The 20,307-nt window shown below is 69.5% G+C and carries 14 protein-coding genes; 11 read left to right on the top strand and 3 right to left on the bottom strand.

Features of this window, described 5'->3' with window-relative positions; translation table 11 throughout:
• Positions 1–324 precede the first annotated feature (324 nt).
• Genes ngcE through ACIRO3_RS27495 form a run of 3 tightly spaced genes read left to right on the top strand, consistent with a single transcriptional unit; the run spans position 325 to position 3,706 of the window.
• Complete coding sequence (ngcE, locus tag ACIRO3_RS27505; RefSeq protein ID WP_361774659.1) at positions 325–1,776, top strand: N-acetylglucosamine/diacetylchitobiose ABC transporter substrate-binding protein; 1,452 nt, start codon at positions 325–327, stop codon at positions 1,774–1,776.
• A gap of 43 nt (positions 1,777–1,819) precedes the next feature.
• On the top strand, positions 1,820–2,764 hold the full coding sequence (locus ACIRO3_RS27500; protein ID WP_404141299.1) for a carbohydrate ABC transporter permease: 945 nt from the start codon (positions 1,820–1,822) through the stop codon (positions 2,762–2,764).
• 12 nt (positions 2,765–2,776) lie between these two features.
• A complete protein-coding gene (locus tag ACIRO3_RS27495) occupies positions 2,777–3,706 on the top strand; it encodes a carbohydrate ABC transporter permease (protein WP_366149073.1) in 930 nt (309 codons plus the stop codon).
• Between the two features lie 42 nt (positions 3,707–3,748).
• Here the strand turns inward: ACIRO3_RS27495 and mgtA are convergent, their stop codons facing one another.
• Positions 3,749–6,466, bottom strand: a complete 2,718-nt coding sequence (mgtA, locus tag ACIRO3_RS27490) for a magnesium-translocating P-type ATPase (RefSeq protein WP_404141297.1) — start codon at positions 6,464–6,466, stop codon at positions 3,749–3,751.
• Positions 6,467–7,058: 592 nt separating this feature from the next.
• On the opposite strand from mgtA, the gene ACIRO3_RS27485 reads away from it, so the two are divergent.
• The 7 genes from ACIRO3_RS27485 to ACIRO3_RS27455 all read left to right on the top strand — a co-directional run bounded on the left by ACIRO3_RS27485 (position 7,059) and on the right by ACIRO3_RS27455 (position 16,323).
• Positions 7,059–8,273, top strand: coding sequence for an ROK family transcriptional regulator (locus ACIRO3_RS27485; protein WP_361774647.1), 1,215 nt, complete (start codon positions 7,059–7,061; stop codon positions 8,271–8,273).
• A gap of 117 nt (positions 8,274–8,390) precedes the next feature.
• On the top strand, positions 8,391–9,503 hold the full coding sequence (locus ACIRO3_RS27480; protein ID WP_361774644.1) for a substrate-binding domain-containing protein: 1,113 nt from the start codon (positions 8,391–8,393) through the stop codon (positions 9,501–9,503).
• A 215-nt stretch (positions 9,504–9,718) separates the two neighbouring features.
• Entirely contained in the window at positions 9,719–10,507 is a 789-nt protein-coding gene (locus ACIRO3_RS27475; RefSeq protein WP_053684862.1) for an ATP-binding cassette domain-containing protein, read from the top strand.
• Between the two features lie 26 nt (positions 10,508–10,533).
• Positions 10,534–11,823 carry a sugar ABC transporter permease gene (locus ACIRO3_RS27470; protein WP_404141437.1) on the top strand — a complete coding sequence of 430 codons (1,290 nt, stop codon included), beginning with the start codon at positions 10,534–10,536 and terminating at the stop codon, positions 11,821–11,823.
• Positions 11,824–12,075: 252 nt separating this feature from the next.
• The gene (gene dxs / locus ACIRO3_RS27465; protein ID WP_404141295.1) at positions 12,076–13,992 is read left to right on the top strand and encodes a 1-deoxy-D-xylulose-5-phosphate synthase; all 1,917 of its coding nucleotides are present in this window, start codon (positions 12,076–12,078) and stop codon (positions 13,990–13,992) included.
• Positions 13,993–14,108: 116 nt separating this feature from the next.
• On the top strand, positions 14,109–15,623 hold the full coding sequence (locus ACIRO3_RS27460; RefSeq protein ID WP_404141293.1) for an amino acid permease: 1,515 nt from the start codon (positions 14,109–14,111) through the stop codon (positions 15,621–15,623).
• A gap of 202 nt (positions 15,624–15,825) precedes the next feature.
• Positions 15,826–16,323, top strand: a complete 498-nt coding sequence (locus ACIRO3_RS27455) for a GNAT family N-acetyltransferase (protein ID WP_404141292.1) — start codon at positions 15,826–15,828, stop codon at positions 16,321–16,323.
• Positions 16,324–16,337: 14 nt separating this feature from the next.
• On the opposite strand, the gene ACIRO3_RS27450 is transcribed toward ACIRO3_RS27455, so the two are convergent.
• Positions 16,338–17,429, bottom strand: a complete 1,092-nt coding sequence (locus ACIRO3_RS27450) for an LCP family protein (protein ID WP_361774631.1) — start codon at positions 17,427–17,429, stop codon at positions 16,338–16,340.
• Between the two features lie 214 nt (positions 17,430–17,643).
• Between ACIRO3_RS27450 and ACIRO3_RS27445 the strand changes: the two genes are divergently transcribed.
• Positions 17,644–18,735: a hypothetical protein gene (locus ACIRO3_RS27445; RefSeq protein WP_404141290.1), complete on the top strand. Its 1,092-nt coding sequence runs from the start codon at positions 17,644–17,646 to the stop codon at positions 18,733–18,735.
• On the opposite strand, the gene ACIRO3_RS27440 is transcribed toward ACIRO3_RS27445, so the two are convergent.
• Complete coding sequence (locus ACIRO3_RS27440) at positions 18,705–20,294, bottom strand: glycosyltransferase family A protein (protein WP_366000402.1); 1,590 nt, start codon at positions 20,292–20,294, stop codon at positions 18,705–18,707. The genes ACIRO3_RS27445 and ACIRO3_RS27440 overlap by 31 nt on opposite strands.
• Between the last annotated feature and the right edge of the window lie 13 nt (positions 20,295–20,307).

Genomic DNA, 20,307 nt, shown 5'->3' with positions numbered 1-20,307 from the left:
GCGATCCGCCCGGCAGCCGGCACCACAGGGCCGTATCCCCGTCAAGGGGGTACGGCCCTTCCGCTTGTCCGGGCGGTCGGGTATCGGCCAGGCAGGTGACGGTGAGGTCTCAACTCGGAAAAGCCGGGGCAGATACTTGTGCACGATCTTGCTCACCCGAGCGGAAGTGGACTATACCTGTGCCCGTCCGGACCACCGCGAAACGAGCGGCCCCGGACCGGGGGACGGCGGGGACCTGCGGCGATGCCCGCATGCACGGCTACCGCTTGCGGCTGTCGTTTTCCCTCCCTCCTTCACACTCCTGACGAAGGCGAGGACTTGAGCATGGGATCCACCTCCGCCCACGGCGAGAACAGCACCGGTGACGGCCTCGGCCGCCGGGACCTGATCAAGCGCTCCGCGGCACTCGGCCTGATCGCCGTTCCGACGATGAGCTTCCTGTCCGCCTGCGCCTCCGGCGGTGAGGAGGCCCCCAAGGGCGGCGCTCCCAAGGGCGCGGTCACCAAGGAGAACCCCTTCGGCGTGGCCAAGGGCAGCAAGCTGGACGTCGTCGTCTTCAAGGGCGGGTTCGGTGACGACTACGCGAAGGCCTGGGAAGCGGCCTTCGACAAGAAGTGGGGCACCGCCAGCACCCACCTCGGCACCCAGGAGATCACCGCCAAGCTTCAGCCCCGCTTCAACGGCGGCAACCCCCCGGACGTCGTCGACGACTCCGGCGCCCAGCAGATCAAGATCGACGTGCTCGCCAAGGGCGGCCAGCTCGCCGACCTCACCCAGGTGCTCGACTCGCCCTCGCTCGACGACCCGAGCAAGAAGGTGCGCGACGTCCTCATCGCAGGCACCGTCGAACAGGGAACCCAGGGCGGCAAGTTCGTCGCCCTCAACTACGTCTACACCCTGTGGGGCTTCTGGTACTCCGGCAAGCTCTTCAAGGAGAAGGGCTGGACCGAGCCCAAGACCTGGGACGAGTTCCTCGCGGTCTGCGCCAAGGCCAAGGAAGCCGGCATCGGCGGCCTCGCCCACCAGGGCAAGTTCCCGTACTACATCAACGTCGTCATCATGGACCTGATCGCCAAGAAGGGCGGTCTGGACGCCATGAAGGCGATCGACAACCTCGAACCGAACGCCTTCGAGGGCAACCCGGCCGCCCTCGCCGCGGTCGAGGCGGTGTACGAGGTGGTGGAGAAGGGCCTCCTGATGCCGGGCACCAACGGCCTCACCCACACGGAGTCCCAGACGGCCTGGAACCAGTACAAGGCCGCCTTCATCCCCTCCGGCTCCTGGCTGGAGAACGAGCAGCTCAAGCAGACCCCCGAGGACTTCGACATGAAGTTCCTCCCGGTCCCGGTGCTCGCGGACAGCAAACTGCCCTTCGAGGCGATCCGCGCCGGCGCCGGCGAGCCGTTCATCGTCCCGGAGAAGGCCGCGAACAAGGCCGGCGGCCTGGAGTTCCTCCGCTCGATGCTCTCCCGCGAGTGGTCCACCCTCTTCGCCCAGCAGGCCAACTCCCTCACCGTCGTCAAGGACGGCGTGGACCCGAACGTGAAGCTGCGTCCGGGCACCCAGTCGGCCGTCGGCGCCCTCAAGGGGGCCGGCACCAACACGTTCAACTACCTGTACCCCGACTGGTACAGCGAGATGGACTCCGAGATCCAGAACGCCTCCAACGAGCTGATGGCCAAGCGCATCCAGCCCAAGGAGTGGATCAAGCGGGCCCAGGCCGCGGTCGACAAGGCCGCCAAGAGCCCGGACGCCAAGAACAACAAGCGCAGCTGACCCCGCGTCCACCGGTCACCCGGCACCTCCAGGGACGGACACCATGAGCCAAGTAGCCCAGAGCAGGGGAAGGCTCGGTTTCATCACCGGCTTCCTCGTCCTGCCTCTCGCGCTGTACCTGACCTTTGTCATCTGGCCGTACATCCAGACGTTCGGCTACTCCTTCACCGACTGGTCGGGCCAGTCGCCGACGTTCCGGTTCGTCGGCGTCGAGAACTACACGGCCCTGATGAAGGACGAGGTCTTCCGAGGCGCCCTGTGGCACAACCTGCTGCTCCTGGTGTTCGTCCCGACGATCACCATCCTGCTGTCCCTGTTCTTCGCCTTCATGCTGAACGCGGGCGGACGCGGCGGGGCCGGCGGGGTCAAGGGAGTCCGCGGGTCGGCTTTCTACAAGGTGGTCTACTTCTTCCCGCAGGTCCTCTCCCTCGCCATCCTCGCGGTGCTCTTCGGCGCCGTGTACCGAAGCGACGAGGGCGGCCTCCTCAACGGCTTCCTCGCCAAGGTCGGCCTCGTCGACGCGGCCCACCCCGTCGAGTGGCTCAACGAACCCGACCTGGTGCTCTGGTGCCTGCTGATGGTGGTCGTCTGGCACGGCGTCGGCTTCTACCTGGTGCTCTTCTCCGCGGCCATGCAGTCCGTGCCGAAGGACATCTACGAGGCCGCGCTCCTCGACGGCGCGGGACGCGCGCAGACCTTCTTCAAGGTCACCCTGCCGCTGCTGTGGGATTCTGTGCAGACCTCCGCGGTCTACCTGGGCATCGCCGCCATGGACATGTTCGTCCTCGTGTCGACCATGACCTCGGGCCAGTTCGGCGGCGGGCCCGACCACCACAGCGAGGTCATGGCCACGGTCCTGATGCGCAACTTCCTCTACTTCGGCAAGAGCGGATACGCCTGCGCCATGGGCGTGGTCATGCTGATCCTGACCATGATCCTTTCTCTCATCACGCTGCGCGCCACCCGCCGCGAGCGCATCGAGTTCTGAGCGGGAGACACGATGACCACAGTGACCAAGACCGCCGGCACCACCGAGGCCGAGCGGTCCGGCGCAGGCCGCCGCGTCAAGAAGGACGGCGGGAGCCCCCCCTCCGAGGGCGTGGCGCTCAATGTCTTCTCGCACGGCTTCCTGGCCGTCTGGGCGGTGCTGATCGTCCTGCCGCTGGGCTGGCTGATGCTCGGTTCCTTCAAGACCGACTCCCAGATCGGCGGATCGGCGCTCAGCTGGCCCTCCAACTGGCACCTCGACGCCTTCTCCCGTGCCTGGGACAAGGGCATCGGCGACTACTTCGCCAACACGATGATCGTGATGGTGTTCTCGGTCCCGCTGACCATGCTGCTCGGCTCGATGGCCGCGTACGTACTGGCCCGTTACCCCTTCCGGGGGAACCGGGTCATCTACTACTTCTTCGTCTCCGGGGCGATGTTCCCCGTGTTCCTGGCGCTGGTACCGCTGTTCTTCATGGTCAAGCGCCTGGACATGCTGAACACCTACCAGGGCCTGATCATGGTCTACGTCGCCTACTCGATGCCCTTCACCGTCTTCTTCATGTACTCGTTCTTCCGCACCCTGCCGACGGCGGTGCACGAGGCGGCGGTCATCGACGGGGCCTCCGACACCCGGATCTTCTTCCAGGTGATGCTGCCGATGGCCAAGCCCGGCCTGATCAGCGTCGGGATATTCAATGTCCTGGGCCAGTGGAACCAGTACATCCTGCCCTCGGTGCTCATGCAGCCCCAGAGCGGATCGGACCCCGAGCGCTACATGCTCACCCAGGGCCTGATCCAACTCCAGTACCAGATGGGCTACGAGACGGACCTGCCGGTGCTGTTCGCCGGCGTGACCATCGCGATGATCCCGATGCTGGTGGTCTACCTGTCCTTCCAGCGACAGATCCAGGCCGGCCTGACCTCCGCCACCCTCAAGTAGCGGGGTCCGGCGCGGTCGAGCGGATTCGCGCGGTCGTGTCGATCAGAGCCAGGTGCCGAACCGGCGGATGTACCAGGTCTTCACGACCTGCGTGAGCGTGCAGTAGGCGAGGAGTACGCCGACCAGCCAGGGGAAGTAGCCCGCCGGCAGGGCCACGAAGCCCAGCGATCCGGCCGCCGGCGAGAAGGGCAGCCAGAGCCCGGTCAGCACCGCGAGGACGGTCATCACCATCACCGGCCACGAGGCGCGGGACTGGATGAAGGGGATCTTCCGGGTACGGATCATGTGGACGATCAGGGTCTGTGACAGCAGTCCCTCGATGAACCAGCCGGACTGGAAGAGCGCCTGCCCGGCCTCGCTGTTCGCGCCGAAGACGTGCCACATGATCAGGAACATCGCGATGTCGAAGATCGAGCTGACGGGGCCGATGGTCACCATGAAGCGGCCGATGCCCCTGGCGTCCCAGTTGCGGGGCTTGCGCAGGTACTCCTCGTCCATCCGGTCCCACGGGGTCGCCAGCTGCGAGATGTCGTAGACCAGGTTCTGCACCAACAGCATGATCGCGAGCATCGGCTGGAAGGGGATGAACGCGCTCGCCACCAGCACCGAGAAGACGTTGCCGAAGTTCGAGGACGCGGTCATCTTGATGTACTTGATCGTGTTGCCGAAGGTGGTCCGGCCCTGGATCACACCCTGCTCCAGGACGGTCAGGTCCTTCTCCAGCAGGATGATGTCCGCCGACTCCTTCGCGATGTCGACGGCGGTGTCCACCGAGATGCCGACGTCGGAGTCGCGCAGCGCGGCGGCGTCGTTGATGCCGTCCCCGAGGAAGCCGACGGTGTGGCCCTGCGACTGCAGGGCCCGCACGATCCGGGCCTTCTGCACCGGGTTGACCTTCGCGAAGACCGTCGTACGGGCGGCCGTCGCGCGCAGGCCGGCCTCGTCGAGCGTGTCGATCTCGGTTCCGAGCACCACGCGCCCGACGTCGAGACCGACGTCGGCGCAGACCCGCGCCGCGACCAGGTCGTTGTCCCCGGTGACCACCTTGACCGCGATGCCCTTGTCGGCGAGGGCCCGCAGGGCCCGGGCGGCGTCGGCCTTCGGCGGGTCGAGGAAGGCGAGGAAGCCGACCAGGGTCGACCCGTCCTCGTCGGCGACCGTGTAGGTGTCGCGCGGGTCGGCGAACGTACGGGTGGCGACGGCGAGGACGCGCAGGCCCCGACGGTTGTTCTCCTCGGCGATCCGGGTGACGTGGGCGCGCAGCCGTTCGGTCAGCTCGACCCGCTCACCGCGGTCCGTCATGTGGGTGCACAGGGAGAGGACCTCCTCGACGGCGCCCTTGGTGACCATGACGTGCTCGGAGCGGCCGCCGCCCACGACGGCGTCGCGGTTCAGGACCACGGACATCCGGCGCCTGGCGAAGTCGAAGGGGATCTCGTCGACCATCGAGAACCGTGCGTCGACGACAACCTCCTCGGCCTCGTCGACGCGGTCGATGACCGCCCGGTCCATGAGGTTGCGCAGGCCCGTCTGGAAGTGCGCGTTGAGGTAGCCGTACTCCAGGACCTCGTCGTCCTCGTCGCCGTGCACGTCGAGGTGGCGGTCCAAGGCGATCCGGTCCTCGGTGAGGGTGCCGGTCTTGTCCGTGCAGAGCACGTCCATCGCGCCCAGGTTCTGGATCGCGTTGAGCCGCTTGACGACCACCTTGCGCCGGGACATGGCGAGCGCGCCACGCGCCAGGTTGGCGGAGACGACCATCGGCAGCATCTCGGGGGTCAGACCCACCGCGACGGCGACGGCGAACAGGAACGCCTCGTCCCAGTCGCCCTTGGTCAGACCGTTGACCATGAAGACCACGGGGACCATGACCAGCATGAAGCGGATCAGCAGGAAGCTGACCCTGCGCACCCCGGTGTCGAAGTTGGTCTGCGGGCGCTCGCCGACGAGCGAGCCGGCCATCGAGCCGAACCAGGTGTCGGCGCCGGTGGCGACGACGACCCCGGTGGCGGTCCCGGAGGTGACGGAGGTGCCCGTCAGGACCAGGTTGTCGGCCTCGACGGGGTCGCGCGTCAGTGTCTGACCGGGGTCCTGCGCGCGGGTGTCGGCCTTGGCCACCGGCAACGACTCGCCCGACAGGGCGGCCTGGGAGACCGTCAGGTCCTTGGCGGTGACGATCCGCAGGTCGGCCGGGACGAGGTCGCCGGCGGCCAGCCTGACCAGGTCGCCCGGGACCACCCGGTCCATGGGCACCTCGAAGGTGGTCGGCGCCGAGCCCCCGCCGGCGCGGCGCTGCACCGCGCAGGTGGTGGTGACGAGCCCCTTCAGCGCGTCGGCGGCCCGGCCCGAGCGGAACTCCTGCCAGAACCGCAGCAGTCCGCTGATGCCGATCATCACGGAGAGGATGACGACGCCCGGGTCGGCCGGGTCCTGCCAGTACATGATCCCGGCCAGGAAGACCAGGACGGCGATGAAGGGGTTGGCGTACGCCTTCGCCAACTGCGCGTACCAGCGCGGGGCGCGCTCCCGGGCGACCACGTTGGGTCCGTGGCGCTCCAGGCGCAGGGAGACCTCGTCGTGGGTGAGGCCGTGGCGGGTGGCGCGGAGGTCCCGCAGGACCTGGTCGCCGGGGCGGGCGCTGAGATCGGCGAGCCGCTCGCCGACGAGCCGGGTGCGCGCCTCCAGCTCGGCGCTCTTGCGTTCGCGGCGGGTCCGACCCGGCGGTGCGAGCTTCGTCGGGGTGCGCGGGGTGAGCAGGGTCATGGCACATACCTCCCTCCACGGCGTCCGGGCAGCACGAAGCCGCGCGGTCACGTGGAGTGATCACGGGTCGGCGCGCGGCGGCGCGAAGCGGCCGCGGGCACGCCGACGGGCATGGATGACGCACGTCCGTCGGGGGATCCGGGGATCCCGGACGTGCGGAGGAAAAGGTCGGCGGGTCGAAAGGGCCGCCGGGACACACGGCGGCGACGTGGGGGCCGCGGTCGTGCGTGTACGGAGAAGTGGATCAGTCGAAGGGCTGATCAGCCGGCGAGGGCGCGGCAAGGACTTCGGTCGGGACTCATCCCGAACACCTCCTTGCGCAGCGCCGTCACGTTAAGGCGCCCGGTCCGGCCGGAAAGGCCGCAGAGGATCGGCGCCTCGCCGACCGTAGCACGATGTGGAGGGGGTTCTTTCATACTTATGACCGGTAGTGGCCGTTTCGTGCTGTGTCAGCCTCTTGACGTGTGGGGGGCCAAAGGCTCGACTTAAGGTTCACAAGTTGGAGAGACGCCGGTGTCTCGGAGCACACAGCCGCGACTGCCGGCCGGGGGGCGACGGCTGGCCGTCGCTTATGGGCAGGAGTGGATGAGTCGTGCAGACTCCCGGATCGCAGTCCTCGCTGCATCGCGCGAATCTTGAACGGGTCGTGCGGGCGGTGCGCCTCGCGGGTTCACTGACCCAGGCGGAGATCGCCCGTACCACCGGACTGTCGGCGGCCACGGTCTCCAACATCGTCCGCGAGCTCAAGGAGGCCGGGACCGTCGAGGTCACCGACACCTCGGCCGGCGGCCGGCGCGCGCGCAGCGTCTCGCTCAGCGGTGACGCGGGCATCGTGATCGGCGTGGACTTCGGTCACACCCACCTGCGGGTGGCCGTCGGGAACCTCGCCCACCAGGTGCTGGCCGAGGAATCCGAGCCGCTGGACGTGGACGCGTCCTGGGTGGAGGGCTTCGACCGGGCGGAGGCGCTGGTCGGGCGGCTCATCGCGGGGATCGGGGTGGGTCGGGACAAGGTCATCGGGGTCGGACTCGGCGTACCCGGTCCGATCGACGTCGAGTCCGGAACCCTGGGCTCCACCGCGATCCTGCCGGGCTGGGCGGGCATCAACCCCCGCCAGGAGCTCTCGCAGCGGCTGGGCGTGCCCGTGTACGTGGACAACGACGCGAACCTCGGCGCCCTCGGGGAGCTGGTCTGGGGCAGTGGCCGCGGGGTCAAGGACCTCGCGTACATCAAGGTCGCGAGCGGCGTCGGCGCGGGCCTGGTGATCAACGGCCAGATCTACCGGGGCCCGGGCGGCACGGCCGGCGAGATCGGGCACATCACCCTGGACGAGTCGGGTCCGGTCTGCCGCTGCGGCAACCGGGGCTGCCTGGAGACCTTTGCGGCCGCCCGGTACGTGCTGCCCCTCCTGCAGGGCACCCACGGACCGGAACTGACGATGGAGCGGGTGGTCGAGCTGGCCCGCGAGGGGGACCCCGGCTGCCGGCGGGTCATCACCGACGTGGGCCGACACATCGGCAGTGGCGTGGCGAGCCTGTGCAACCTCCTGAACCCGAGCCGGGTGGTCCTCGGCGGCTCCCTCGCCGACGCCGGTGAACTGGTGCTGGCCCCCATCCGTGAATCAGTGGGGAGGTACGCGATCCCCAGTGCGGCCCGGCAGTTGTCGGTCCTCACGGGGTCGCTGGGCGGACGTGCCGAGGTGCTGGGGGCGCTGGCCCTGGTCCTCAGCGAGATGGGCGATTCGACGCTTTTGGCGGAGAACGGGATGGGTCTGCGCACGCTCACCGCCATGTCTTCAGTTAGATAACGGATGGCACCGTTGTCATCTCGTTAAGGATTCACTCCTTGACGGCAAAACGCGGCCGGGGTTGACTCACATCCACCTCGGCCGCAGTGTTGCGGCCTCGTCAGGGAGGTTCAAGTAATGAACACTCGTATGCGTAGAGCCGCCGTAGCCGTCGCCGCCGGTGCCATGGCCGTATCGCTTGCCGCTTGTGGCAGTGCGAAGGAGGCCGGCGACAAGCCGAAGGACTCGGGCGCAGCCCAGGGTGACGCGATAAAGATCGGCCTGCTCCTCCCGGAGAACCAGACCGCGCGCTACGAGAAGTTCGACAAGCCGCTGATCGAGAAGAAGGTCGCCGACCTCACCGGCGGCAAGGGCAAGGTCGTCTACGCCAACGCCAAGCAGGACGCGACCACGCAGAACTCGCAGGTCGACACGATGATCACCAACAAGGTGAACGTCCTGATCATCGACGCCGTGGACGCCAAGGCCATCGCCGGTTCGGTCAAGCGGGCCAAGGACGCCGGCATCCCGGTCGTGGCGTACGACCGCCTCGCCGAGGGCCCGATCGACGCCTACACCTCCTTCGACAACGAAGAGGTCGGCAAGGTCCAGGGCAAGGCGCTCCTGGAGGCGCTGGGCGACAAGGCCAAGGACGGCCAGATCGTCATGATGAACGGCTCCGTCACCGACCCGAACGCCGCCCTGTTCAAGAAGGGCGCGCACTCCGTCCTCGACGGCAAGGTGACCATCGGCAAGGAGTACGACACCAAGGAGTGGAAGCCGGAGAACGCCAACACCAACATGGCGGGCGCGCTCTCCGCGATCGGCAAGGACAAGGTCATCGGCGTCTACTCCGCCAATGACGGCATGGCCGGCGGCATCATCACCGCCCTCAAGGCGGCCAACCTGTCCCCCCTGCCCCCGGTCACCGGTCAGGACGCCGAACTCGCCGGTGTGCAGCGCATCGTCGCCGGTGAGCAGTTCATGAGCGTCTACAAGCCGTACGCCCCGGAGGCCGCCGCCGCGGCCGAGATGGCCGTCGCCCTCGCCAAGGGCGAGAAGATCGACGGAATCATCAACCAGAAGGTCGACAGCCCGACCACCAAGGGCGTCCCGTCCGTGCTGATCCCGGTCGTCTCGCTCACCAAGAACAACATCAAGGACACCGTCGTCAAGGACGGCGTCTACACGGCCGACGAGATCTGCACCGAGAAGTACGCGGCCAACTGCACCACCCTCGGCCTGAAGTAAGGCCCCGTCGCTCCCCTCGCGAGTCGTTCGAGGCGAGCCGACCCCCACGCCTGTCCGGCGCCCCGCCCCTCTCTTCCCCGCCACCGCGGGGCGCCGGGCAGAAACGTTTGCTCAACGCTCCACCCCACGCTCAACCCCTTGCTCCACCCCGCTCCACCCCCATTCGCGTTCCTGCTCTTTTGCACGACATCCCCGCCGGTCAGGCGGCGAAGGAGATGGTTCATGTGTCCGCTGCGCCCGTGCTGGCGTTGCGAGGGGTCTCGAAGCGGTTCGGCGCCGTTCAGGCCCTGACCGACGTAGAACTCGAGATCCACTCCGGCGAGGTGGTCGCCCTCGTCGGCGACAACGGCGCCGGCAAGTCCACGCTGGTCAAGACCATTGCCGGCGTGCACCCCATCGATGACGGCGTCATCGAGTGGGAGGGCCGCCCGGTCTCCATCGGCAAGCCCCACGACGCCCAGAACCTGGGCATCGCGACGGTCTACCAGGACCTCGCGCTGTGCGACAACATCGATGTCGTCGGCAACCTCTTCCTGGGCCGCGAGCTCAAGCGCCGCGGCATCCTCGACGAGGTGGAGATGGAGCGCCGCGCCCGCGAGCTCCTGACCACCCTGTCGATCCGGATCCCCAGTGTCCGCATCCCGATCGCCTCGCTCTCCGGCGGTCAGCGCCAGACCGTGGCGATCGCCCGCTCGATGCTCGGCGAGCCCAAGCTGGTCATCCTCGACGAGCCCACCGCGGCCCTCGGCGTCGAGCAGACCGCACAGGTCCTCGATCTGGTGGAGCGACTGCGCGAACGCGGTCACGCCGTCATCCTCATCAGCCACAACATGGCCGATGTGAAGGCCGTCGCCGACAAGGTGGCGGTCCTGCGGCTCGGCCGCAACAACGGCGTCTTCAGTGTCGCCGACACCTCGCAGGAAGAGATCATCTCCGCCATCACCGGTGCCACGGACAACGCCGTGACCCGCCGGGCGGCCCGCACCGGGGAGGCCCGCAAGTGAGCACCCAGAACCCTGCCGCCGGACCGCTGGACAAGGGCCCGGCCGACCGCGTCGGGCACGTGGACCCGGTCAACCCGGCGGCGGCCGCCGACGCCATCCCGGCCGTCGACCCCCGCCTGCTCGTGCGCGAGCAGGGCCTCGCCGGCTACCTGAGCGAGTTCGGCCGCAAGATGAAGGCGGGTGACCTGGGATCCCTCCCGGTCGTCGTCGGCCTGATCGTCATCTGGAGCATCTTCCAGAGCCTGAACTCGAACTTCCTCGGCCCCGAGAACCTGACCAACATCGCGATCACGATGGTCGCCACCGGCATGATGGCCGTCGGCATCATCTTCGTGCTGCTGCTCGGCGAGATCGACCTCTCGGTCGGCTCGGTCAGCGGTGTGTCGGGAGCGATCGTCGCCGTCCTCGCCGTCACCCACGGCGTGAACGAGTGGCTCGCGATCCTCGCGGCCGTCGCGGGCGGCGCCCTCATCGGCGCGATCCACGGCTTCTTCTTCGCCCGGATCGGTGCCCCGGCCTTCGCGGTCACCCTGTCGGGCCTGCTGTTCTGGTCCGGCGCCATGCTGCAGATCCTCGGCAGCAACGGCACCATCAACCTCGACTCCGAGGGCGTGGTCGGTCAGCTCACCACGTACTTCTTCTCGGACGTGGCGGTCGGTTACGGCCTCGCGGCCCTGGCCGTGGCCGGGTACTTCCTGGCCACCTACTTCGACAACCGGCGCCGGCAGGCCGCGGGCGTCCCCGCGCGGCCTCTCACCGAGATCCTGCTGCGCACCGGCGTGCTCGCGGTGTTCACCTTCGGTCCCGCCGTCGTGTTCAACCAGTACAAGGGCCTGCCGCTCGCGGTGGTGCTCTTCCTGCTGGCCCTCGTCGGCACGGACTTCCTGCTGCGCCGTACCTCCTTCGGCCGCCAGGTGTTCGCGCTCGGCGGCAGCGTCGAGGCATCCCGTCGCGCCGGCATCAACGTGAACCGGGTGCGGATCACGGTCTTCGCCATCGCCGGCACCTTCGCCGCCGTCGGCGGGCTCTTCTGGGCCTCCAAGATCGCGGCCGCCAACCAGAGCGCCGGCGCCGGCGATCTGCTGATGAACGTGATCGCGGCGGCCGTCATCGGCGGCACCAGCCTCTTCGGTGGCCGGGGCCGGACCTGGAACGCCCTCCTGGGCGTCATGGTCATCACCTCCATCCAGTACGGTCTGGCCCTGGAGGGAATCGCCACGCCGATCCAGTACATGATCACCGGTGCGGTCCTGCTGGCCACGGTCGTGATCGACTCGGTCACCCGCAAGACCCAGAAGACGGCCGGACGCGCCTGACCGCGCGCCCCCCGGCAGTACCCGGCGGTAAGACCCGTCACAGTGCCCGGTGCCACGTCCAGTGGCGCCGGGCGCTCGTGCGTACATTCATGGGTACACCTGTGCGGGTATACACCCGTTTGGGATGTGTGATTTGGCGATGAGGTGTACAGGTATGACAAAGGCGTGACCGACCCGGTACCGCCCGATGACGCTCGCCGCGAGCGGAACATTAGACTCGACAGACCAGCAAGCAACTGCAAGGAGGCACGGGTGCTGCTGCCCCGCATCAAGGGACCGCGCGATCTGGACCGGCTCAGCCAGGAGGAGCTCGAACAGCTCGCCGCCGAGATCAGGTCCTTCCTCGTCGACGCCGTCTCCAAGACCGGCGGGCACCTCGGCCCCAACCTCGGTGTTGTCGAGCTGACGATCGCCCTGCATCGGGTCTTCGACTCGCCCAAGGACAAGGTCCTCTTCGACACGGGCCACCAGGCCTACGTGCACAAGCTGCTCACGGGCCGCCAGGACTTCGGCGGCCTGCGCACCAAGGGCGGCCTGTCCGGCTACCCCTCGCGCGCCGAGTCCGAGCACGACGTCATCGAGAACTCCCACGCCTCCACCGTGCTGGGTTGGGCCGACGGCCTGGCCAAGGCCAACGAGGTGCTGGGCCGCGAGGACCACCACGTCGCCGCCGTCATCGGCGACGGCGCGCTGACCGGAGGCATGGCCTGGGAGGCGCTGAACAACATCGCCGCCGCCAAGGACCGCCCGCTGGTCATCGTGGTGAACGACAACGAGCGCTCGTACGGGCCCACCATCGGCGGCCTCGCCAACCACCTGGCCACCCTGCGCACCACCGACGGCTACGAGCGCTTCCTGGCCCGCGGCAAGGACCTCCTGGAGCGCACGCCGGTCGTCGGCAGGCCGCTCTACGAGACCCTGCACGGCGCCAAGAAGGGCCTCAAGGACTTCATCGCCCCGCAGGGCATGTTCGAGGACCTCGGCCTGAAGTACATCGGCCCGATCGACGGGCACGACATGGAGGCCCTGGAGTCCGCGCTCCAGCGCGCCAAGCGCTTCAGCGGACCGGTCATCGTGCACTGCCTCACCCAGAAGGGCCGCGGCTACACCCACGCCGAGCAGGACGAGGCCGACCGCTTCCACGGCATCGGCCCGATCCACCCGGACACCGGCCTCTCGATCAAGACGGCGGCCGCCAGCTGGACCTCCGTCTTCGCCGACGAGATGGTCAAGCTCGGCAAGGAGCGCGCGGACATCGTCGCGATCACCGCGGCCATGCTCCAGCCCGTCGGCCTGAAGAAGTTCGCGGACGCCTACCCGGGCCGCATCTTCGACGTGGGCATCGCGGAGCAGCACGCGGCCACCTCGGCGGCCGGACTGGCCACCGGCGGGGCCCACCCGGTCTTCGCCGTGTACGCCACCTTCCTCAACCGCGCCTTCGACCAGGTGCTGATGGACGTCGCCCTGCACAAGTGCGGGGTCACCTTCGTACTGGACCGCGCGGGCGTCACCGGTGACGACGGCGCCTCCCACAACGGCATGTGGGACATGTCGATCCTCCAGGTCGTGCCCGGCCTGCGGCTCGCCGCGCCGCGCGATGCCGAGCAACTGCGCGCCCAACTGCGCGAGGCCGTCGAGGTCAAGGACGCGCCGACCGTCGTGCGCTACTCCAAGGGTGTCGTCGGACCGGCCGTGCCGGCCGTCGGCAGGATCGGCGGCATGGACGTGCTGCGCACCCCGGCCCCCGAAGTCACCCGTCCGGACGTACTGCTCGTCTCCGTCGGCGCCCTCGCCCCGATGTGCCTGGAGATCGCCGATCTGCTCGACAAGCAGGGCATCTCCACGACCGTGGTCGACCCCCGATGGGTCAAGCCCGTCGACGAGGCCCTGGCCCCGCTCGCGGAGCGGCACCGGGTGGTCGTCACCGTCGAGGACAACGGCCGCACCGGCGGTGTGGGCGCCGCCGTCTCGCAGGCCCTGCGGGACGCGGGCGTCGACGTACCGCTGCGGGACTTCGGCATCCCGCAGCGCTTCCTCGACCACGCGCTGCGCAAGGAGATCCTGGCCGAGATCGGCCTGACGGCCCCGGACATCGCCCGGCAGGTGACCGGCCTGGTCGCCAAGCTGGACGGGCGCTACGACAGCGAGCCGGCCGCCACCGTCGACTAGTCGACGGGGCATCGAGTCCCCGACGCGCGGTTGCGTCCCACGGGCCGGGAGATCACCCTTGGAGGGTGGGCCTCCCGGCCCGTTTCGCGTACGCGTCACCTTTCGGAGGTGCGTCGGTGAGCACGGATCGCAACAGTCCCTTCCGCACCAAGTCGGTGGAACAGTCCATCCGCGACACGGAGGAGCCCGAACACGCCCTCCGCAAGTCTCTCTCCTCCTGGGACCTGATGGTCTTCGGCGTCGGTGTCATCATCGGCACCGGCATCTTCGTCCTCACCGGCAAGGTCGCCAAGGAGAACGCCGGCCCGGCCACCGCCCTCGCGTTCGTGGCCGCCGGTATCGTGTGTGGGCTCGCCGCCCTGTGTTACGCCGAGTTCGCCTCGACGGTCCCCGTCGCCGGTTCGGCGTACACCTTCTCCTACGCCTCGATCGGCGAGCTTCCCGCCTGGATCATCGGCTGGGACCTGGTGCTGGAGTTCGCGCTGGGCACCGCGGTCGTCGCGGTCGGCTGGTCCGGGTACGTCCGGTCGTTGATGGACAACGCCGGCATCCATCTACCCGCGGCCCTGTCCGGGCCCGACGTGCCGGGCGGCACCTTCGACCTGCTCGCCTTCCTGCTGGTCCTGGTGCTGACCGCGGTCCTCGTGATCGGCGTGAAACTGTCGGCGCGCATCACCGCGATCGTCGTCGCGATCAAGGTCACGGTGGTCCTCATCGTGATCATCGCGGGCCTGTTCTTCATCACGGGCAGCAACTACAAGCCGTTCATCCCCAAGGCGGTGCCCCAGGAGGGCGGCGCGGGGTTCGACGCGCCCCTGGTCCAGCTGCTGTTCGGGTACGAGCCGACCAACTTCGGCGTCATGGGCATCTTCACCGCGGCCTCCGTCGTGTTCTTCGCCTTCATCGGCTTCGACGTGGTCGCCACCGCCGCCGAGGAGACCAAGATGCCGCAGCGCGACATGCCGCGCGGCATCCTCGGCTCGCTGCTGATCTGCACGGTGCTGTACGTGGCGGTCTCCCTCGTGGTGACCGGCATGCAGCACTACACCGAGCTGTCGGTGAGCGCGCCACTGGCCGACGCCTTCAAGTCCGCCGGGCATCCGGTGTACGGAGGCATCATCAGCTTCGGCGCCGCGGTGGGCCTGACCACCGTGTGCATGATCCTGTTGCTGGGTCAGACCCGCGTGTTCTTCGCGATGAGCCGTGACGGCCTGCTGCCGCGCTTCTTCTCGCGCACCCACCCGAGGTTCCGCACCCCGTACCGGCCGACGATCCTGCTCGGTGTGATCATCGCGATCGTCGCCGGATTCACCAGCATCAACGAACTCGCCACCCTGGTGAACATCGGCACCCTGTTCGCCTTCGTGGTCGTCGCCCTCGGCGTGATCATCCTCCGTCGGACCCGGCCGGACCTGCACCGGTCCTTCCGGACCCCGTGGGTGCCGTTCGTGCCGATCATCTCGATCGCCGCCTCGGTGTGGCTGATGCTCAACCTGCCGGCCGAGACCTGGCTGCGGTTCGTCGTCTGGATGGTCATCGGCGTCGCCGTGTACTTCCTGTACGGGCGCAAGCACAGCCGACTGGGCCTGGGCGAGGGCGTGGGCCTCCACCCGCACCACGAGGAGCGCTAGGTCGTCTCTTTCAAGATCTTGCCGGGGTCGCGGCGCCCGGTACCGCCCCTGGCGGCGTTGTCGGGGCACCCGAGTACGTCCAGTACACGGGTGCCCCTCCGCCTTGCCAGGCAAGATCCGAAAGAGACGACCCGGGCCGTGCGTCGTCGCACGACCTGTCCGGCGGCGCCCCCCCCGCGGCCACAGCACTAGCCTGGGCGCCATGGTGATCACGCTGGAACCCTGGGCGGAAGACGACTACTGGCTGCTGCTCCGCAAGAACGAGCCGGTCATGACCGAGCACCTCGGCGGGCCGGAGACCGAGGCCAAGCTCCGGGACCGGCAGCGCCGTTACCTGGCGCTCAGCGCGCGGGAGCCGGCGGCCGGCGGGATGTTCCGCGTCGTCGCCGACGGGGAGAGCGTGGGCAGCATCGGCTTCTGGGAACGCCTCTGGAAGGACGAGGAGGTCTACGAGACGGGCTGGGGCATCCTGCCCGAGCACCAGGGCCGGGGCCTGGCCGCGGCGGCGGCCCGGGTCCTGGTCGCCCACGCGGCCGAGCACGGCACGCGCCGCCACCTGCACGCCTTCCCGCCCGTCGAGCACGCCGCGTCGAACGCGGTCTGCCGCAAGGCCGGCTTCGTCCTGCTCGGCGAGGTCCCGTTCGAGTACCCGCCGGGCCACTGGGAGGCGAGCAACGACTGGCGCACGGTGCTGCGGTAGTGGCCCGACGGGTCCTACTGCTTGGTGGACGTGCCGCCCTTGGCGGGGGACTTCTTCGCGGAGGCGGGGACCTTCTGGTCCGTGCGCAGGGCCTCCCACAGCTGCCCGGCCTGCGGCTCGGCGGCGACCACGCGGTTGCGGTCCACCTTGTCGTAGGCCACCGGCAGCATGATGGTCTCCATCGTCGCCGGGTCCACGGCCTTCATGCTGCGGGCGAAGTCGGACAGCGCGGTCAGCGAGGCCAGATCGGAGTCGGTGGTCAGCGACTTGGTTCCCGCGTCGGCCAGCTTGTACAGCCGGGCCGGGTTGCCGAGGGCGTCCTGCTTCTTGATCTCCGTCAGCATGGCGAGCATGAACTGCTGCTGGAGGCCGATGCGTCCGAGGTCGCTGCCGTCCCCGTAGCCGTAGCGGGTCCGTACGAACTTCAGCGAGTCGGTGCCGTTGAGCCGGTGCGTGCCCGCGTCGAGCTTGAGGCCGCCCTTCGCGCCGCTCATCGGCTGGTCGAGGGTGACGGTGACCCCGCCGAGGGCGTCGACCAGGCCCTTGAAGCCGGCGAAGTCCACCTCGACGAAGTGGTCCACGCGCACGCCGGACATCTGCTCCACGGTCTTCACGACGCAGGCGGGGCCGCCGAGGGAGTAGACCGAGTTGAACATGACCCGCTTCGCGGCGGGCGCGGTGCCGCCGTCGTTCTCCTTGCACTCGGGCCGGCTGATCAGGGTGTCGCGGGGGATGCTCACCGCGGTGGCCCTGGAGCGGCCCTGGGGTATGTGCACCAGCATGGCGGTGTCGGAGCGGGCGCCGCTGACGTCCCCGTGGTCGAGGTCGCCGTTGGCTCCGGCCCGTGAATCGGACCCGAGGACCAGGACGTTCTGGGCGTTCTCCACCATCTTCTTCGGGCGGTTGTCGCCGATCGCCTGGTTCAGGTCGACGCTGGAGATGTTCGAGTTGAGGTGGCTGTACGTCCACCAGCCGGCGCCGCCGACCGCGAGGACGAGCAAGGCCGCCACCGAGAGCACGATCCACAGGACGCGCCTGCCGCGCCGCGGCTTGCGCCGGGAGACAGGGGAGGGGGCCGGGGCCGATGCCGAGGGCCGGTCAATCATGGAGGCGGAGCCCTTCTATTATAGATGGGGTGAATCATAGGACACGCTTTCGAGTGGCTGGTCCTCATCGGTGAAAGGCCGTCGACGCAGCGACGGACAGCACTCGACCGAAGGGCGGATGGACGGCGTGATGCGAGGCAACGGCGCCGGTCGGACGGCATCCTTCACGCGCCGGACGGCGCCCTCCGGGTCGGACGCACCGGCCCCCCCGCCCGTGCGACCCGCGGCCGGAACCTGGCTGTTCGCCGGTGGCGACGGCCGGCTGACCGCCTACGCCTGCGGGCCGGACGGACTGCTGCGCTGGACCGAGGCCGCCGCCCCCGCCGTCGGCTGGACGGGCCCGGAGACGTTCGAGGTTCCCGGCTGGACCGGCTCCGTGGCGATGGCCCGAAGTCGCGAGGGATACGTGCACTTCGCCGCGCCGGTCACCTCCCGGGACGGTTCGGGCAGACCGGAAATCGCGGTGTGCACCCAGTTCCAGTCCGGCCGCGCCCTGACCGATTGGCGCGGCCTCGGCGTTCCCCACGTACGCGGCGGCCCCGCCGACGACCGGCCCACCGGCCCGCCCCGCGTCGCCGTCAACCAGCGCTCCGGCTCCGTGCACGTGCTCGTGTCCCTGCGCGAGGGCGGCGTCCTGCGGTGCAGCCGCAATGCCGAGGGCGTGTGGGGTGGTTGGAAGCAGCTGTCCCCGCACCCCTACGAGGGCGACGTCACCCCGCTGATGCCCGCGGGCGGCCCGCTGGAACTCCTCGCCCTCGGTCCCGCCGGCGCCGACCGCTGGACGGGCGCGGGGCAGGGCCGGTTCCGGCTCGCCGACCGGGTGCCGTCCCCCGTGGTCCCCGGCACGCCCGCGGCGTGCGAGACGGGCCCCCGCCGGGTGACGTACTTCTGGCGCTACCCGGGCGACGGCTCACTGGTCGCCTGGCGGGCCGGCGAACCGGGGCTCGGGGAAACCCTGGTGGGCCTCGGCGACGCGGGTGGACGGGGCGCGCCGGGCGTGGTCCGGGCCTCGCTCGGCGGCTACGACTGCACGGTCTTGACGCACATCGGCGCGGACGGCGGCGTCGAACTCACCGCCTACGTCACCGAGAACGAGAGGTACGGCACCTGGCGGGTCTCCCTCGGCGGACACGGGGCGCGGGCCCCGCAGCCCGCCGTCGACGCGGCCGGGCGGATCGTGGTGGCCGCCTTCGACCGGGACGGGACGCTGGTCTGCACGCGGCAGGACATCGCCCAGGGGCTGGTCTTCGGCCCCTGGGACACCGCCGGATCGCCTCAGTCGCGACCCGGTACCGGGAACCGCTGAGAGACCTCGACGCACAGCCCGCCCGACTCGGTGTAGAAGGGCGTCGCGACCAGTTCCGTCTCCGGGGCGTCGGGCGAGGCGGCGATGCGGACCGGCATCCGGGCCGTCGTGTCCACCTCGGGCGCCCGCTTCGGGCCGAGCCGCACCTCCCGGGAGACCCCCTCGAAGCTCACGGAGAGGTGGACCTCCCAGATGCCCGGCGGGAGCGGCCGGCCGACCGCGGTCTGGGCCAGGTTGATCCGGGTCGAGAAGCGACCCATCGCCCGCGCGTTGCCCTTGGCGTTGGTGAGGGTGTCGTCCCGCCGCGCGGTCACGGCGTACGTCTCCTGGGCGCCGCCGGTGCGCTCCCGCAGCACCACGCGGGTGGCCCGCTCCTTCGTCGACAACTGCTCGAAGAACCCGTACCCGTCGAGCAGCAGCATCGGACCGTCCCAGCGCACCTTCTGCAACTGGTGACTGACCGTCATGTCCTCGGTGATGTCAAAGAGTTCGTCCGGCAGGCCGACCTGCGGATCGCGGAAGAACGGCAGCCCGGTGTACACCCGGCCGCCCTCCACCGTCTTGCGGACGCCCGGCCGGTCCTTGTCCGCCTCGAAGGCGGCCATCGACCGGGCCTCGGCGATCCGGCCCTGCGCCAGCAGCGCGAACCGTACCGCGAGCATGCGCGGCAGCAGCGCGAGCGCCCCCGGGCCGGCCTGGGACCGCAACACCTCGGCCGCCGCCCACAGTGCCCCCTCGGCCTCCGTCGGGTCCGTGGCGGACAACAGCGCGACCGCGGTCGCCTTGCCGAGCTCCACCTCGAGGTGGCGGGAGTGCAGCCGGTCCCGGCGCGGGCCCTGCGGCACCTGCGCGTCGACCAGCGCCAGCATCCGCGAGACCAGGGCCACCCGGTCCGCGAGCCCCGCCGAGGAGGCGGGCGAGGGCCCCTTGACCACACAGGTCGCGTCGCCGACCACGCTGACGTTGTCCGCCCCGATGAACGCGGCGGCGGTGAAGGCCTGGTCGTCACCGATCAGCATGTCGGTGGGGAACGCCAGCCCGCGCCGTTGGATCATGCTGGTGCGGAACAGCTTGTCCGGGGTCAGCGACCAGTAGACCCGGGAGGTGTCCACGTCCGTGTGGGCCAGGTTCTTGCGGAACATCGACGTGGCGACCGTGTGCCGGCCCGAGCTCTCCAACTTCCCGAGCACGACGTCGGCCTCGTTCGTGTCCGCCGCCGCGACCATCCGCTCCAACGCGTCGGGCGCCAGCCGGTCGCAGGCCTCCAGGAAGATCACGTATCGTCCGCGCACCTGGCTCAGCGCCCAGTTGCGGGCGGCCGCCGGGCTCAGCCCGTGAGTGACCAGGCCCATGCGCAGGAAGGGGTACTGGTGCGCGGCCCTGGCCAGGACGCCCCCGCTGTCGTCCGTGGACCCGTCATCGACGGCGATGATCTCCAGCCGGTCCGTGCCGATCGACTGGCCGACGAGGGAGGACAGACAGGCGTCGAGCTCGGCGGCCTGATCGCGGACCCGGAGGGCGACCGTCACGTCGATGACGTTCACGACGGCTGTGTTCATGGTCGAGTGATCC

The organism is Streptomyces sp. NPDC102278, assembly GCF_044766345.1.
In the GTDB taxonomy this organism is placed as follows: Bacteria; Actinomycetota; Actinomycetes; order Streptomycetales; family Streptomycetaceae; genus Streptomyces.
The sequence above is the reverse complement of the archived record's forward strand: the minus strand, read 5'-3'. Positions and strand labels throughout refer to the sequence as shown.